General features: G+C 57.6%; 14 protein-coding genes and 1 pseudogene. 9 read left to right on the forward strand and 6 right to left on the reverse strand.

Going from position 1 to position 14,085, the window contains the following annotated elements:
• Window positions 1–42: 42 nt before the first annotated feature.
• Together PL599_RS12855 and PL599_RS12860 are read right to left on the reverse strand one after the other, a co-directional pair.
• On the reverse strand, window positions 43–735 hold the full coding sequence (locus PL599_RS12855) for a hydrolase (protein WP_137411309.1): 693 nt from the start codon (window positions 733–735) through the stop codon (window positions 43–45).
• A 141-nt stretch (window positions 736–876) separates the two neighbouring features.
• Window positions 877–1,809, reverse strand: coding sequence for a VOC family protein (locus PL599_RS12860; protein WP_077983586.1), 933 nt, complete (start codon window positions 1,807–1,809; stop codon window positions 877–879).
• A gap of 119 nt (window positions 1,810–1,928) precedes the next feature.
• Here PL599_RS12860 and PL599_RS12865 point away from each other — a divergent pair, with 119 nt between their 5' ends.
• The gene (locus tag PL599_RS12865; protein ID WP_137411308.1) at window positions 1,929–2,828 is read left to right on the forward strand and encodes a LysR family transcriptional regulator; all 900 of its coding nucleotides are present in this window, start codon (window positions 1,929–1,931) and stop codon (window positions 2,826–2,828) included.
• Window positions 2,829–3,009: 181 nt separating this feature from the next.
• Here PL599_RS12865 and PL599_RS12870 read toward each other — a convergent pair whose 3' ends face one another.
• Both PL599_RS12870 and PL599_RS22795 read right to left on the reverse strand, forming a co-directional pair.
• Complete coding sequence (locus PL599_RS12870) at window positions 3,010–4,953, reverse strand: methyl-accepting chemotaxis protein (RefSeq protein ID WP_269823869.1); 1,944 nt, start codon at window positions 4,951–4,953, stop codon at window positions 3,010–3,012.
• Window positions 4,954–5,408: 455 nt separating this feature from the next.
• Window positions 5,409–5,640, reverse strand: a pseudogene (locus tag PL599_RS22795) (2-oxoadipate dioxygenase/decarboxylase family protein); the annotation flags it as partial.
• 222 nt (window positions 5,641–5,862) lie between these two features.
• On the opposite strand from PL599_RS22795, the gene PL599_RS12880 reads away from it, so the two are divergent.
• Window positions 5,863–6,309, forward strand: a complete 447-nt coding sequence (locus PL599_RS12880) for a MarR family winged helix-turn-helix transcriptional regulator (RefSeq protein ID WP_080794712.1) — start codon at window positions 5,863–5,865, stop codon at window positions 6,307–6,309.
• On the opposite strand, the gene PL599_RS12885 is transcribed toward PL599_RS12880, so the two are convergent.
• On the reverse strand, window positions 6,301–6,756 hold the full coding sequence (locus tag PL599_RS12885; RefSeq protein ID WP_269823870.1) for a hypothetical protein: 456 nt from the start codon (window positions 6,754–6,756) through the stop codon (window positions 6,301–6,303). The two genes, PL599_RS12880 and PL599_RS12885, sit on opposite strands and share 9 nt — an antisense overlap.
• A gap of 594 nt (window positions 6,757–7,350) precedes the next feature.
• The gene (locus PL599_RS12890) at window positions 7,351–7,653 is read right to left on the reverse strand and encodes a hypothetical protein (protein ID WP_137411304.1); all 303 of its coding nucleotides are present in this window, start codon (window positions 7,651–7,653) and stop codon (window positions 7,351–7,353) included.
• Between the two features lie 306 nt (window positions 7,654–7,959).
• On the opposite strand from PL599_RS12890, the gene PL599_RS12895 reads away from it, so the two are divergent.
• The 7 genes from PL599_RS12895 (at window position 7,960) to PL599_RS12925 (ending at window position 13,942) form a co-directional block, all read left to right on the forward strand.
• The gene (locus tag PL599_RS12895) at window positions 7,960–8,247 is read left to right on the forward strand and encodes a BufA1 family periplasmic bufferin-type metallophore (RefSeq protein WP_080794706.1); all 288 of its coding nucleotides are present in this window, start codon (window positions 7,960–7,962) and stop codon (window positions 8,245–8,247) included.
• 64 nt (window positions 8,248–8,311) lie between these two features.
• Entirely contained in the window at window positions 8,312–9,193 is an 882-nt protein-coding gene (gene bufB / locus PL599_RS12900) for an MNIO family bufferin maturase (RefSeq protein ID WP_269823872.1), read from the forward strand.
• Window positions 9,190–9,972, forward strand: coding sequence for an HvfC/BufC N-terminal domain-containing protein (locus PL599_RS12905; protein WP_269823873.1), 783 nt, complete (start codon window positions 9,190–9,192; stop codon window positions 9,970–9,972). The genes bufB and PL599_RS12905 overlap by 4 nt, the downstream gene beginning before the upstream one ends.
• On the forward strand, window positions 9,969–10,466 hold the full coding sequence (locus tag PL599_RS12910) for a DoxX family protein (protein WP_077983597.1): 498 nt from the start codon (window positions 9,969–9,971) through the stop codon (window positions 10,464–10,466). The genes PL599_RS12905 and PL599_RS12910 overlap by 4 nt, the downstream gene beginning before the upstream one ends.
• Before the next feature lie 227 nt (window positions 10,467–10,693).
• A complete protein-coding gene (locus PL599_RS12915; RefSeq protein WP_269823874.1) occupies window positions 10,694–11,962 on the forward strand; it encodes a sugar ABC transporter substrate-binding protein in 1,269 nt (422 codons plus the stop codon).
• Window positions 11,963–11,975: 13 nt separating this feature from the next.
• A complete protein-coding gene (locus PL599_RS12920) occupies window positions 11,976–13,064 on the forward strand; it encodes a carbohydrate ABC transporter permease (RefSeq protein WP_137411300.1) in 1,089 nt (362 codons plus the stop codon).
• The gene (locus PL599_RS12925) at window positions 13,061–13,942 is read left to right on the forward strand and encodes a carbohydrate ABC transporter permease (protein WP_137411299.1); all 882 of its coding nucleotides are present in this window, start codon (window positions 13,061–13,063) and stop codon (window positions 13,940–13,942) included. The genes PL599_RS12920 and PL599_RS12925 overlap by 4 nt, the downstream gene beginning before the upstream one ends.
• The last annotated feature ends 143 nt before the right edge of the window (window positions 13,943–14,085 follow it).

Genomic DNA, 14,085 nt, shown 5'->3' on the forward strand with positions numbered 1-14,085 from the left:
CGGGCTGGATGGCGATCCTGCCGGCGCGGCGCGGTTGAAAGCTTATTTCTTGGCCGGGTTCGGGCCGATGCGCTTGCCGTGCTTGACGCGTTCTTCACCACCATGGACATGGGTGACGGCATAATCGATACCCATGCCGTAGGCGCCGGAATGTTCCTTCACCAGCGAGGTGACGGCGTCGTAGGTTTCCTTGCGTGCCCAGTCGCGCTGCCATTCAAGCAGCACCTGCTGCCAGGTGACGGGAATGACACCGGCCTGCACCATGCGGTCCATGGCATATTTGTGCGCATCGGCGGAGGTGCCGCCAGACGCATCCGCCACCATGTAGATTTCGTAATCCGCGACATCATGGAGCGCCGAGAGCGCGAATGTGGTGTTGCAGACTTCCGTCCACAGGCCCGAGACGACGATCTTCTTGCGACCGTTGGCGGCATTCTTCGCCAGGGCATCGCGGACATTCTGGTCATCCCAGGAATTCATCGAAGTACGTTCCAGAATGTCGTTTTCCGGGAAGACCGCGAGCAGTTCAGGGAAGGTGTTGCCGGAGAAGCTTTCCGTTTCGACCGTGGTAATGGTTGTCGGGATATTGAAAATCTTTGCCGCCTTGGCGAGGCCGACGACATTGTTTTTCAGGGTCTGCCGGTCGATCGACTGCACACCGAAAGCCATTTGCGGCTGCTGGTCGATGAAGATGAGCTGGCTGTTGGCGGGGGTAAGGACTTCGAGCTTGGACATTTTCAGTTCTCCGTTCAGGTGGTTGTTGCCGGTCTGCGGCTATGGAAATTGAGAAGGCTTGGCCGGTCGGCTGCCAGCGGGGCAGCCGTCTTGAATGGCTTGGATATGCTTCAGTCAGTCGATGCGGAGCAAAAGCCCGCTTTATGCAGCAAGCGGAGCGAGGTTCGCCTCGATCTGATTGCGGAAAGGTTCGTAGCGGTTCGGCAGCTTGAGCGCTTCGCCCAGATGCGCGGTATCCTCGTCGCGGTCGAAACCGGGTTCATTGGTGGCGATCTCGAACAGGATGCCGCCCGGCGTGCGGAAATAGATCGCCCAGAAATAATCGCGGTCGATGACGGGGGTGACCTGATAGCCCGTATCCATCAGCGCCTTGCGCACTTCCAGCTGCTTCTCGCGGTTTTCGACCGCGAAGGCGATATGGTGGACAGAACCTGCTCCCGGACGGGCAAAGGGCGTCTTGGGCAGGGCGGCAAGATCGATCGTATCTGCCCCGTTGCCGCCGGGAATGACGAAACGTGTCACATTGCCTTCAACTTCAGTCCGATCATAACCCATGAAACGCAGCAGTTCTTCGGTTGCGGCAGTGTCATGCAAATTAAAGCGTGCGCCGGTGAAACCGCGTATGGCGTTATCTTCCGAAATTCCCTCGGCCAGCCAGGCGGCACGGGCGTCATCGCCGGTTTCGATCAGTGCAAGGCCATCGCCATCGGGACCAGTGAAGCGCAGGCGATTGGCGCCAAAGACCGTGTCGGTCTGAATGCCGGCGGCGCCTTTGGCAATGAGACGCTCTTTCCAGAAGCCCAGCGAACCCTTCGGGATGGAAAACTGCGTCTCGCCCACCTCGCCGACACCGGGACGACCGGTCATCATGTTGGCGAAGGGAAAATAGGTCATGACCGTACCCGGTGTTCCCTTCTCGTCACCGTAATAGAGGTGATAGACGCTGGGTTCGTCAAAGTTGACGGTTTTCTTGACCCGGCGCAGGCCGAGCGTATCGGTGAAGAAACTGTTGTTCTGCCGCGCATCCGACGCCATGGAGGTGACGTGGTGCAGGCCCTTGATATCCTTGATCATCGTCGGCGCCTTTCATCTTTGGTGTGTCCGTTTCGATGGATAAAGATGTAACCCGCTTGATCGCCTCGCAGAATTGCAATATTTCTCTCGAATGAATTGCGATTTTTGAAATAATAGCGATGAATGATTATAAAGCTCTCAAAACCTTCCTGATGGCGGCCGAAAAGCGCAACTTCGCGCAGGTCGCCCGCGAACTGGGCATGACGGCGGCTGCCGTCACCCGTGCAATTGCCGCGCTTGAAGACGATCTCGGTGTGCAATTATTCGTCCGCACCACCCGCCAGGTGTCGTTGACGACCGACGGCGCCGTCTTCGCCGCACAGATCCAGCCGGCGGTCGAGGCGCTGGAGAATGCCCGGCGCGATGTCCGCAACGCGCACAAGGCCGATGAGGGGCGGCTGAGGATTAGCGCGCCGACATGGCTCGGCAAGACGGTGCTGCCGCCGATCCTGTCCGGCTTCCGGGAACTCTATCCGAAAATGTGCTTCGAGATTTCGCTCTCGGACGGCCTGATCAATATCGTGGATGACGACTACGATCTGGCAATCCGCATTTCGTCGGCCCCATCGGACAAATTCACCATCTGGCGCAAGATCAGGGCCGTACCGAGAATATTGGTGGCGGCCCCGGGCAGCCGGTTCACGCAGATGGAACATCCGGGCGAACTGACCCCTGACGATTGCCTTGCCTATAGCGGCGAAAGCCGGCGGGAGAACTGGGTCCTGTCGGACGGCGGATCGAGCATCGCCATCTCGGCCGGCCGCGCATTCAGCGCCAATAATGGCGAGGTTCTGGCCGATATGGCGGCGGAAGGCGCCGGTGTGGCCATGCTGCCGGGATTTCACATTGCCGAACATATCCGCAGCGGCCGGCTCGTTCATGTCCTGCCTGACTGGGCTCCGCCGGAACTTTGGCTGACGCTTTATTATCCGCCCTATCAGGCGCTGCCGCCCCGCATCGCGACTTTCTCGAAATTCTTCGAAGAGCAGTTACCCGCGCATATGGTGATGCTGGGCTAGGGTCGCACCGCCGTTTTCTCCGGTCGGGACGGCCACAATTCCTGCTCCGCGATGGGCCGGCTGATATTGCCCAAAGCAAGGTGCCAGTGATCGGAGTCCGAAACCTCCGATCACCGGGACCAATTTTTAGAGCCACGCTTTCAGCGCCTCAGCTGAAGGCGCCGTAAAGACAGGGCAAGGATCAAAACTCCTCCCAATTGTCGGGGGCGGTATTCAACGCGGCATTGCCTGAAAACGCAGCCCTTATCCTGCCGCCAAGAGCGCGCGCGGGAGACGCTGTGGGCCTGTCGGCAACCGACGCCGTGCGCACGGGGGCGGAGATCTCGCCATAACCGCCTTCGGACAGTTTGAACTGGGCGATCAGCCCGTTGAGCGAAGAGGCCTCGCGTGCAAGCCCGTGGCTGGCGGCGGTGCTTTCCTCCACCATGGCGGCGTTCTTCTGGGTGTCCTGATCCATCTGGTTCACGGCCGTATTGATCTGCTGAAGACCGGAGGATTGCTCCTGCGCCGATTCCGCGATGGCAGCGACGTGCCGGTTGATTTCCTGCACCTCCGTCACGATCAGTTCCAGCGCCTTGCCGGTTTCACCAACCAGCTGCACGCCTTGCTGAACCTGACCATTGGATGTCGTGATCAGGTTCTTGATCTCCTTGGCGGCGCCGGCGGATCGTTGCGCCAATTCGCGAACCTCCTGCGCGACAACGGCAAAACCCTTGCCCGCCTCACCCGCACGGGCAGCTTCCACGCCCGCATTCAGCGCCAGAAGGTTGGTCTGGAAGGCGATCTCGTCGATCACGCCGATGATGTTGGAAATCTCATTGGCGGATGTTGCGATCTGCTCCATTGCGGCGACGGCCTGCTGCACCACCTCTCCTGATTTTTCAGCGCCGACTTTGGCGCGGCCGACGAGGTGACCCGCTTCCTGCGCCCGCTTCGTGGCGTCCTTCACCGTGGTGGTGATCTCTTCCAGCGCAGCCGCAGTCTCTTCAACGGCAGCCGCCTGCTGCTCCGTGCGCTTGGCCAGATCGTCCGCCGCAGACCTAATCTCATTAGCGCCGGCGTCGATACCGCGAGCGTTCTGCGCCACCTGGCTTAAGGTCGACTGCAACTGTTCCGCAGCCCGGTTGAAATCACCACGTATACCGTCGAGACCGGAGACGAACGGCTGAACGATCCGGTAAGTAACGTCGCCCTGTGCAATTTTCGAAAGGGCCGTGGCAAGATTGTCGACGGCAAACTGTACGTCGGCGGCCTCCCTGGCCTTCTGTTTTTCACGCTCGATCCGGTCCTTTTCCGAAGTCGACCGGTTGGCTTCCGTCTCAGTCTCAAGGCGGAGGCGTTCGATTGCGCTCTCGCGAAACGCCTGAACCGCGGCCGCCATCTGGCCGACTTCATCCCTGCGATCCATCCCGGAAATTTCGCTTGCCGTATCGCCGGCCGCGAGCGATTCCATCCGCGCGCGAAGTCGCGCAATCGGGGTGGTGATGCCCCGGGAGGAAATGAGCAGGCCAAGTGCGATCACGGCCAGCGAAACGAGCGCGAGCGTAATCAGGCCTGTCCAGATCGTCGTATTGGTGCTGGCGGTAAGGCGTTCTCTACCCTCATTCATCACCTGGATGAGCTGCTCATTGCCGGCGCTGATCTTTGGCGAGACTTCGGCAATTTTCCGAAGCACGTTGAGCGCCATCTGCTGCGCTTCGGCGCGTTGCCCTGCCTGCATGAGGGCGATGACCTGATTGCCGATCTCCTCGACTTCGACAACACCCTTGAGGATATCGCGCGCGGCATCGGTGCGTGCCGGCACCAGCTCCATGATCTTATTCTGACGTTCCTCAAGCTGCTTACGGTCGGCTCTGAAGGTTTTGACAGCGGCTTCGAAATCAGCGCTCGTCGGGTCGTTAAGGCTGGCGCGAAGCATCTGCATGCCGAGCGCATTGAGGTTTCCGCTGGTTCTGGCGTTCAGAACCGCAGCAAGGGCCTCATGGCCGATGAAATCGCTATAGACGTTGTCGGTGCTTTTATATTGCAGGCTGACGTAGCCTATGCCGGAAAGCGACATCAGGCTCATCAGCGCGATGACAAAAACGACCTTTGTTTTTATCTTGGTATTGTTCAGGAAAGACATGAATGGCCTCAAGGCAAACATTTCTCCAGCCGCCCTCGCGGGAGGCCGGAGAATATATAATGAAACATCGCGGGTAGCTGTTGCCCCTCATAGGGCGACAAGCGGACGGCCTTTTTCGAGTCACCGCCGGGCGGGTCGTTCCGGGTCCGCTTGTTCTACCGGCTCCGCCGATGAAACCTTGGAACCTGCGTATTTTAGATTTCACAAAATAACTAAATGAAGTGTTACCCGGGATAGGCAAGTGCTGACAATTCGCCGCGCCGCAGACGGCTCCGAGCATCGAAATCACGATTTATGGAATATCAAATGCCTGGTAGATTGGCCTCTTGATCTGCATGTTTTCGGGATTGCCTGATAAGCCAGTCTCCGAACAGCACAACGTTGCGGTTATTTGCCTTTCTCTCCGGATAAACGACGTAATAGGAGTCCTCGGAACGCGTGGCTTCTCCGAAAGGCATATGCAAATCGACATTGGCCTTGTCATGCCAACGAAATGTTTCCAGCACCTCCTTTACGAAACAGTCGGCATCCGAAGACACGGAAAGGATTGCGCTTCAGCGCCTCGTCATTGACGCGTGCCACGAGTGCCATCGGCGTGCCGTAGGCAGGAACCTCCTCACGGTACATTTCTGACATGGCGCTTGAAAACGCTGCACGGATCTCGCTGGTGGAAACATAGTTGGACATGCGCGTGCAGCCCTATCGATCGCTCGGCGACAAGCCGCCGCCAGCCTTCTTGCAACTCGCCATCTTTTTATGGCCGCGACGGCAGATTAGGGTTCGCGGGAACCGCAGTGACCCCAAGTCATTTCCGGCCTGTGTTCATAGGGTTTGCTGCGCGCACAGTCCTCCTAAATCGGACCATAATAATGTAGTGTCATACCGTGAATTATTGGAAGGGTTTTACGAATGAGCCTCGCTGGAGATGTCGCGGAAGACGCTGAACTCCCCTCTACTCTCTATGATGGACTTGCCGGCTTTCGGCTTGCCATGCGGCGCTTCCTGTCGCTCAGTGACGCTGCTCTCGCAAAAGCCGACGTCACTTCTCAGCAATACCAGGCCATGCTGGTCATCAAGACCGCACCGGAAGGGAAAATGAGAATACGGGATTTCTCGGAACTGATGCTCATCCAGGCGCATGGGGCGGTGCAATTGGTCGACCGGTTGGCGGCGGCCGGTCTGGTGGAAAGAACACCGTCACAGAGAGACAAAAGGAGCATTCTGATTAGCCTCACCCCAAAGGGCGAACACATTTTACGAACGCTTGCCAGAATACATCTGGAAGGACTCTTGGCCAATCAAGACCTGCTTGTCGAATCCCTTGGGAAACTGCGCGATCTGAACGAACTAACCTAAAGGCTGCGTCACAACCGCGGACGATATGACCATTGAAGCGATATTCTCCATGGTAATCGCAAATGGAATCAGCCACAGCAATGTCAATACAGTGCCCGACACCCAAAACCATCGACCGAGCTCCAGCTGAGAGGAGCCGGTCGATTTTTTGCCAGGCTGAGGCGACCGCGCAAGTCGCCACGCCGCCCCTGCGAAAAACAACGCGCTGAAAAATCCACCAAATATAATGACAAAAATACTTGTCGCAGTGACGATGCCGGCCAACAGCCTTAACCAGAGTGGCGTTACACTATCACCAGTAAAGGCAATCATCGTTGCACCGACAACTATGATTACCGGAGCGATTGGAAGCCACAAGACCAGCCAGCCGTAGGTTTCATCGAGCGCGCGGCCAGCAACCTTGATTGCAGCCAATATCCGAGTTGTTGTTGGCACCGCATGAAACACGACCACATCCTCCTCAGCCGATAGCCGCGAAGTATATCATGGGGTGACATAAAGCGGCAGACGCGACCCGGCCGTACTGAACACATTTTGGTCACATTTAGGTGTTGCGCGTCACGTATGGCGGGATAAAGCGACGAGAAACATGTTAGCCCGACAACAACGATTGACAAAACTGAAGAGGGACAACCGGCCGCACCGGAGTTCCCAAGCAGATAGATCGCTGATCAATCGGCTGGCGACCGCGCAATCTCAGGAGGCGCAGTCGTAATTCAGCTACTCATCGACGTTGTTATTTTGCGAGAAGTCCTTCTCATCACGGGCCTGAAGGATGTCAGCCCTTCCCAATGATAAATCCTGCGATACCCGAATCGGCCGTTTGTCTCTTCGATGCATCAGATAAGTGACGACACATTGATCGCCTCTGGAGCTTACCGACAGCAATCTGTCCGACGTCCCACGCATGAATGCTTCAGCGGCGGCGGCACAGTCAGTCTGGGCAACGGCTGGCGCACCAACCAAATTCAGCAGGGCGCACAAGACGAAAGCCACAGTGAGAGAAACCGAAGAACACAAAATGTCACGCACACCCATCAATCAGTGTGTCCGGCGAAACGCTTGCAGTTCATTCCGGTCGAAGAGGGCTTCACACACTTCCTGAATCATAAATCGTGCGGCGCTCGCGACCGGAGCCGATAGGGTTTCGCCCTGCCTGGCCGCATAGCCAATCCGCAAAAGACCTTCCAGTTCCGTTGAATTATCAATCAGCCCATCGAATTTTTCGAGAAAATCAGCGGGTAGGGTTCGAACTGCACCGCCCGGCCTTTCAATCAGGCCATGTTGCAAAAGTCGCGTTTCAAGCAACGAAGACAATTTTGCAATCTCACTGACGTCGCTCATCTGTTCCCCCCGAATGATACAGTCTCCCAACCGATTTTATATCACGACATGATATTTTTTTCAATGTCGAGTTGCTCGACGAAAACCGGGTTCGGGTTGAGAGAGCGGGAAAATCAAATACTGCGACCGCCGACGCCCTCTGCAGGCCGTGATGACGCGCGCCGAACGTTGAGACGAAAATCGTTGGTCACAGATTGCGGTCACGCTTTCGTGTTCGCCTCACGCTGTAACGTCGCTCCCGGAAAGATCGAATACAGTCATACGCGGCCGATGAACGGTCTGCGGACATTCAAGAGGAGATCATTTATGAACCGTTCCACGCTCACCCTCGCTTTGGCAGGCTCACTCGCAAGCGCTGTCGCATCTGTGTCTTTTGCTGCGCCGCTGGCACCGGAAAAGATGGCCGGAAACGAGAAATGCTACGGCATCGCCCTGAAGGGGCAGAATGATTGCGCTGCCGGCGCCGGCACGACCTGCGCCGGAACCTCCACCATGGATTACCAGGGCAATGCCTGGAAGGCCGTACCCGCCGGCACGTGCACCACGATGAACGTGGATGGCCACAAGGGCATGCTGGAGCCGTCTAAAAGCTGAGCCGCGACACCGGAGGCCCGCTTGCCGGGCCTCCTCCTCATCCGTCAAAACCGGGAGACCCGCAATGACCGTTTCAGCCGACCGCGCCACCGTCCTGCCACCCCGTGCTGGCCTCGGCCTCAAGCCGGAACATTACGACACTATTCTCGACGCAAGGCCGGATATCGGTTTTTTCGAAGTCCATGCGGAAAACTATATGGGCGCCGGTGGCCCGCCGCACCGTTATCTTGAAGCCGTTGCAGCGCTTTATCCCCTGTCGCTGCATGGCGTTGGCCTGTCGATCGGTTCGGCCCGTGACCTCGACACCGGGCATCTGAGACGGCTTCGCGACCTTATCGATCGTTACCGGCCGCAGAGCTTTTCGGAGCATCTGGCGTGGTCGACCCATGAGACCGGTTTCCTCAACGATCTTCTGCCCTTGCCCTACACGGCCGAAACCCTGTCGCGTGTCGCCGACCATGTCGATGAGACCCAGCAATGGCTGGGCCGGCAAATGCTGCTTGAAAATCCATCAACCTATGTGCTGTTTTCCGAAAGCACCATCGATGAGGTGGATTTCCTCACCGCCATTGCCAGCCGAACCGGATGCGGGCTGTTGCTCGATGTGAACAATGTCATGGTCTCGGCGGTGAACCATCGCCTCGATCCGGTCGCCTATATCGACCGTTTCCCGGTCGAGCTGGTGGGTGAAATCCACCTTGCCGGTTATGACGAGACCATCGACAGCGTTGGAGACCGGCTGCTGATCGATGCCCACGGCACCGCCGTCAGATCCGATGTGATGGAGCTTTACCGGCACACGCTATCGCGCAGCGGCGCTTTGCCAACCCTGATCGAATGGGACAACGACGTGCCAGACTTTGCGACGCTTCAGGCAGAAGCGGTGCGCGCTGACATCCTGTTGAACGAAGCGGCCCTGAAAAGCCGATCCAGCCAGGCGGCGTGACCATGCGGTTTTACGAAAGCCAAGGCGCCTTTGCCTCCGCCCTGCTCGATCCGGGCCAACCGCTACCGTACGGCATCACCACCGCGCGCGGTGCTGCCGATCCCTCGCGTTTTGCCATCTATCGCAACAACGTCTATGTCGGGCTGACGACGGCGTTGGGGCAACGTTTTCCAGTGACGAAACGGCTGGTTGGCGTTGAGTTCTTTGCCGGAATGGCCCGTGCCTATGCCGCCGACCGCAAACCGGCCTCACCGCTCATCATGCAGTACGGTGACGATTTCCCGGATTTTGTTGCGACTTTCCCGCCAGCATCGTCTCTCGCCTATCTCGCGGATGTGGCGCGGATCGAGGCGGCGTGGAGCACGGCCTATCACGCGGCAGACAGAGCGCCGCTCGAAGTCTCCCAACTCGCCGCCCTTTCACCCGAACACCTTCTCGATAGGGTGCTTATCCCGCATCCTTCGGCCCGGCTTGTGCAATCGCCGTTTCCGGCCGGCAGCATCTGGAACGCCCACCAGGGCGAAACCGTGACACCGCCTGTCGACTGGCGAGCCGAAACGGTGCTTGTCGTGCGGCCGGCCATGCAGGTCGAGATCAACGTCCTGCCATCGGCAGATGTTGCCTTCGCGGCGCGTCTCTTTGCCGGCGCAAGCCTTGGCGAAGCGGCTGAGACGGCTTTGGCCGCAACATCTTCCTTTGATTTCGGATCGGCCTTGATTGGCCTGATCGGCCTTGGCGCATTTAGCGCCGTTGAACACCGTGAAGGGGACCTTCCATGACCACAGAACTTGCCTCCGCACGCAGCCTCGGCGGTTCGCTTGCAGCACTTCATCGCCACGCCGAATGCCTGCTCGCCTCCATTCCGCAATCATTGCCGCTTTTGGCACTGCGGTTTGGCTTGGCAATTCCGTTCTTCAAATCGGGACTGACCAAATGGGACGGATTTCTGACGTTATCGACCGGCGCCAGATATCTGTTCGAACAGGAATTCAGGTTGCATATCTTCGGCAACCTGATCCCCTACCCTATGCCGCTGGTCATGGCGGCGGCCTCGGGCATTGCCGAACTCGTTCTGCCCGTGCTGCTGGTTCTTGGCCTTTTCACCCGTTACGCCGCTTTGGGTCTGCTGGTGATGACGGCGGTGATCCAGCTTACCGTTCCGGATGGCTGGGCCAATTTCCATCTGCCCTGGGCTGCCATGGCGCTGACCCTCGTGGTCTATGGCGGCGGCCGGATAGCGCTGGATGCCCTTGTCAAATTGCGCCGACACTGACCGAACGTTGATCGTGGAACACCCCGGCCGCCTGAATTCCAGGGCGTGGTGCTGGCAACGTCGACCTTCGCAGGCATGGCCCGGCCCCTTGTTGTTTCTCCTTGATGTTCATGCCTGGAAAGCTTCTTCCTGTCGCGTTCTCGAGACGACGCAATGCCAGAACGCATTTTTTTTGCGGAACAATCTGTGGATGTTGAAGTTACCCTTCATCAGGAGGAGGACTATCCATGATCGCAAAAGCCATTTTAGTGGGGGCAGCCACTGCCTTGTCGACGCTTTTTTCCACCGTTGCGCTGGCGCAGACCGAGCTGACGATGTGGTATCATGGTGCCGGAAACATTGAAGAGCGCAAGATCCTGACCGGCATCATCGAGGACTTCAATTCATCCCAGACAGACTGGAGGGTAGCGCTTCAGGAGTTCCCTCAAACCGCATATAACGAATCCGTCACCGCCGCTGCGCTTTCCAGCAAGTTGCCTGACATTTTGGATGTCGACGGGCCGAACATGCCGAACTGGGCCTGGTCCGGTTATCTGCAACCTTTAAAGATCGATGAGGCAAAGCTTGCGAACTTCCTGCCCGGCGCCGTGGGCAAGTGGGGAGACAAGCTCTATTCCGTCGGGTTGTGGGATGCAGCCGTAGCTGTATTCGCCCGCAAATCCGTTCTCGATGAAAATGGTATTCGTATTCCAACGCTGGAACAGCCCTGGACCGGCGAAGAGTTCAACGCGGCGCTTGAAAAACTCGCAGCCACCGGCAAGTTCGAATATGCGCTGGACCTTGGCATGGCCGATAAAACCGAGTGGTACAGCTATGCCTTCAGCCCGTTTCTGGAGAGTTTCGGCGGCAGCTTGATCAACAAGGAAAACAACCAGACCGCCGAGGGCGCGCTGAATGGAGACAACGCCGTCAGGTTCGGAGAATGGTGGCAGTCCCTGTTCGAAAAGAAGCTCGCACCGGGAACCTCGCAATCGCCTGCCGATCACGAAACCGGATTTCTGGAAGGTCGCCACGCCTTGCAATGGATGGGCAACTGGGTTGCGGTGAAGGCGCTGGAGAAATACGGCGATGATCTGTTGTTCCTGCCTGCGCCCGATTTCGGGAAAGGCCCGAAGATCGGCGCCGGGTCATGGCAGTTTGGCGTATCGGCCACCAGCAAGCATCCCGAAGGTGCATCGGCCTTCATCGAATTCGCCATACAGGACAAATATCTCGCGCAGTTTTCCGACGCGATCGGTCTTATCCCGGCCACGTCTTCGGCTGCCCAGATGACGAAGAACTACAAACAGGGCGGCCCGCTTGAGGTATTCTTCGAGCTGTCCAAACGTCAGGGGACATTGCGGCCGGTCACTCCGGCTTACGCCTTCATCTCGCCGGTCTTTTCCAAGGCTCTTTCCGACATTGCCAACGGCGCGGATGTTGCCGATACGCTGGATAACGCAACCGACGAGATAAACAATAATATAGAGCGCAATTCCGGTTACCGACCCAAATAGGGGCAGGTTATCGATGGCGCTCTTTTCTTCAAAGGGAAAACTGACCCGGGACAGCTTCACGGGTTGGTTCATGGCTGCCCCGGCGATGGTGCTGATCGGGCTGTTTCTGATCGCGCCCTTTTTGCTGGGGCTCGGTTTTTCCTTCACCAACCAGCGGCTGACATCTCCCAATCCGACCGAGTTTGTCGGCGTTGAAAATTACACCCGGCTGCTGGGTATCGGCGTGCTGACGCTCGAGCCGGAAAAAGAGGCGGACGGCAGCATCAGCCAGGATGCGGATGGCTCCGTCTCCTATCCGCGAATTCGCAATTTCACCCGCAACAATCCCGACTATCCCCATCTGGAAGGAATGCGGGAATATAAGAGCTTCACCTGGGGCGACGATCAAGTCGTCATTCTGGCGCGCGATGTCGTGTTTTTAACAGCGCTCGTCAATACGCTGGCTTTCGTGGCGGTCGTCGCGCCGGTTCAGGCGGCGCTGGCGCTGTTTCTTGCCCTGCTGGTGAACCAGAAGATACCCGGCGTCACGATTTTCCGCGCGATCTACTTCATGCCGGTGGTGCTGTCGGTTGTAGTGGTGGCGCTGCTCTGGCGGTTTATCTATGCAGCCGACAACGGGCTCTTGAACAGCCTTTTGGGCTACATGAGCTTCGGACTGTTTCAACCTGTCGACTGGTTGGGCAGGACCGATACCGCTTTATGGGCCATTCTGGTGATGTCGGTCTGGCAGGGCGTCGGGTTCCACATGGTCATCTGGCTCTCCGGTCTGCAAACCATCTCTCCGGATCTTTACGAAGCAGCCGACATCGAAGGGGCTAGTCGCTGGCAGAGGTTCCACATGATAACCTGGCCTCTGCTGCGCAACACGGCGGTGTTGATTGTCATCGTCATTACCATGCAGGCTTTTGCGCTTTTTGCGCAGATCGACGTGATGACCAAAGGCGGCCCTCGCGATTCTACACAAAGCATCGTCTATCAAGCGGTTGAGCGAGGATACCGCCAGCAGGACATTGCGGCCGGTTCCGCAATTTCGGTCGTGCTGTTCCTGCTTGTTCTGTGCATTTCGCTGACCCAGCGATACCTCACAAGGGAGAAGCAATGATGCAGGCCGGACAACGCAAAAGCCTTGGCTTTCTCATCGGCAACTATCTACTTTTGCTCGCCTTCGCGGCGATATTCATTTTGCCGCTGTTGTTCATGGGGTTCTCGTCGCTAAAACCGAACGACCAGCTGCTGAATGACGCCACGTCGATACGAGCCTTTCTGCCGGTCGGCGAGCTTTCGTTTGAAAACTATACAGCAGCTTTCGCCCGGGCGCCGATTGCGACCTTCATATTCAATTCGGTGCTGGTGACGGGCGTTACCGTATTTCTCGCCCTGCTGCTTGGCTCGCTTGCGGCCTTCGCCTTCACCTTCTTGAACTGGCGCGGAAAGGACGTTCTCTTCTCGATCATCCTCGCCACGCTCATCATTCCTTTTGAAACCATTGCCGTGCCGTTGCTGCTGGAAGTCAACAGCCTGCCATGGATTGGCAGCAACGGGTTTACCTGGGGATGGCTCAACTCCTGGCATGTGCAGATCATCCCATGGATCGCAGACGGGCTGACGATTTTTCTTTTCGTGCAATATTTCAAGGATCTCCCGAAGGAGTTGCTGGAGGCGGCGCGCATCGACGGGGCCGGCTGGCTGCGGATTTATGCGCAGGTGGTGATGCCGCTCAGCGGCCCGGTGATCGCAACCGCTGCGATCTTGAAATTTCTCGTCATGTACAGCCAGCAATATCTATGGCCGCTTCTTGTCACTCAATCCGAGACATACAGACCTGTCATGGTCGGGCTGCAATACTTTTTCCAGCTCAACACGCCCTGGGGTGAAGTCATGGCTTATCTGACCATCATTACGCTGCCGGTGCTGATTTTTTATCTCTGTCTGCAGAGACTGTTCATCTCCAGTATCGCAGCGAGCGGTATAAAGGGATAGCGCCTCATCCTGCACGGGGTGAAGGCCTGACATAAGGCGATAGTGAGAATGAACTGGGACTTGCGGGAGCTTGCTGCATTCCATTGGCGCCGAATATTCTGGCCAACCCGGAGGCTGTTGTGTTTTCTTACGAACTTGAACGC

Origin of the sequence: Agrobacterium sp. ST15.16.055 (assembly GCF_027956555.1) — a bacterium.
GTDB classification, from domain to species: Bacteria; Pseudomonadota; Alphaproteobacteria; order Rhizobiales; family Rhizobiaceae; genus Agrobacterium; species Agrobacterium salinitolerans.

Excerpts from the sequence above, each read along its gene's own strand:
- PL599_RS12865 (WP_137411308.1), top strand. The coding sequence starts at position 1,929 with ATGAATGATTATAAAGCTCTCAAAACCTTCCTGATGGCGGCCGAAAAG.
- PL599_RS12860 (WP_077983586.1), bottom strand. The coding sequence starts at position 1,809 with ATGATCAAGGATATCAAGGGCCTGCACCACGTCACCTCCATGGCGTCG.
- bufB (WP_269823872.1), top strand. The coding sequence starts at position 8,312 with ATGACCGTTTCAGCCGACCGCGCCACCGTCCTGCCACCCCGTGCTGGC.
- PL599_RS12920 (WP_137411300.1), top strand. The coding sequence starts at position 11,976 with ATGGCGCTCTTTTCTTCAAAGGGAAAACTGACCCGGGACAGCTTCACG.
- PL599_RS12890 (WP_137411304.1), bottom strand. The coding sequence starts at position 7,653 with ATGAGCGACGTCAGTGAGATTGCAAAATTGTCTTCGTTGCTTGAAACG.
- PL599_RS12925 (WP_137411299.1), top strand. The coding sequence starts at position 13,061 with ATGATGCAGGCCGGACAACGCAAAAGCCTTGGCTTTCTCATCGGCAAC.
- PL599_RS12855 (WP_137411309.1), bottom strand. The coding sequence starts at position 735 with ATGTCCAAGCTCGAAGTCCTTACCCCCGCCAACAGCCAGCTCATCTTC.
- PL599_RS12870 (WP_269823869.1), bottom strand. The coding sequence starts at position 4,953 with ATGTCTTTCCTGAACAATACCAAGATAAAAACAAAGGTCGTTTTTGTC.
- PL599_RS12895 (WP_080794706.1), top strand. The coding sequence starts at position 7,960 with ATGAACCGTTCCACGCTCACCCTCGCTTTGGCAGGCTCACTCGCAAGC.
- PL599_RS12880 (WP_080794712.1), top strand. The coding sequence starts at position 5,863 with ATGAGCCTCGCTGGAGATGTCGCGGAAGACGCTGAACTCCCCTCTACT.
- PL599_RS12915 (WP_269823874.1), top strand. The coding sequence starts at position 10,694 with ATGATCGCAAAAGCCATTTTAGTGGGGGCAGCCACTGCCTTGTCGACG.
- PL599_RS12910 (WP_077983597.1), top strand. The coding sequence starts at position 9,969 with ATGACCACAGAACTTGCCTCCGCACGCAGCCTCGGCGGTTCGCTTGCA.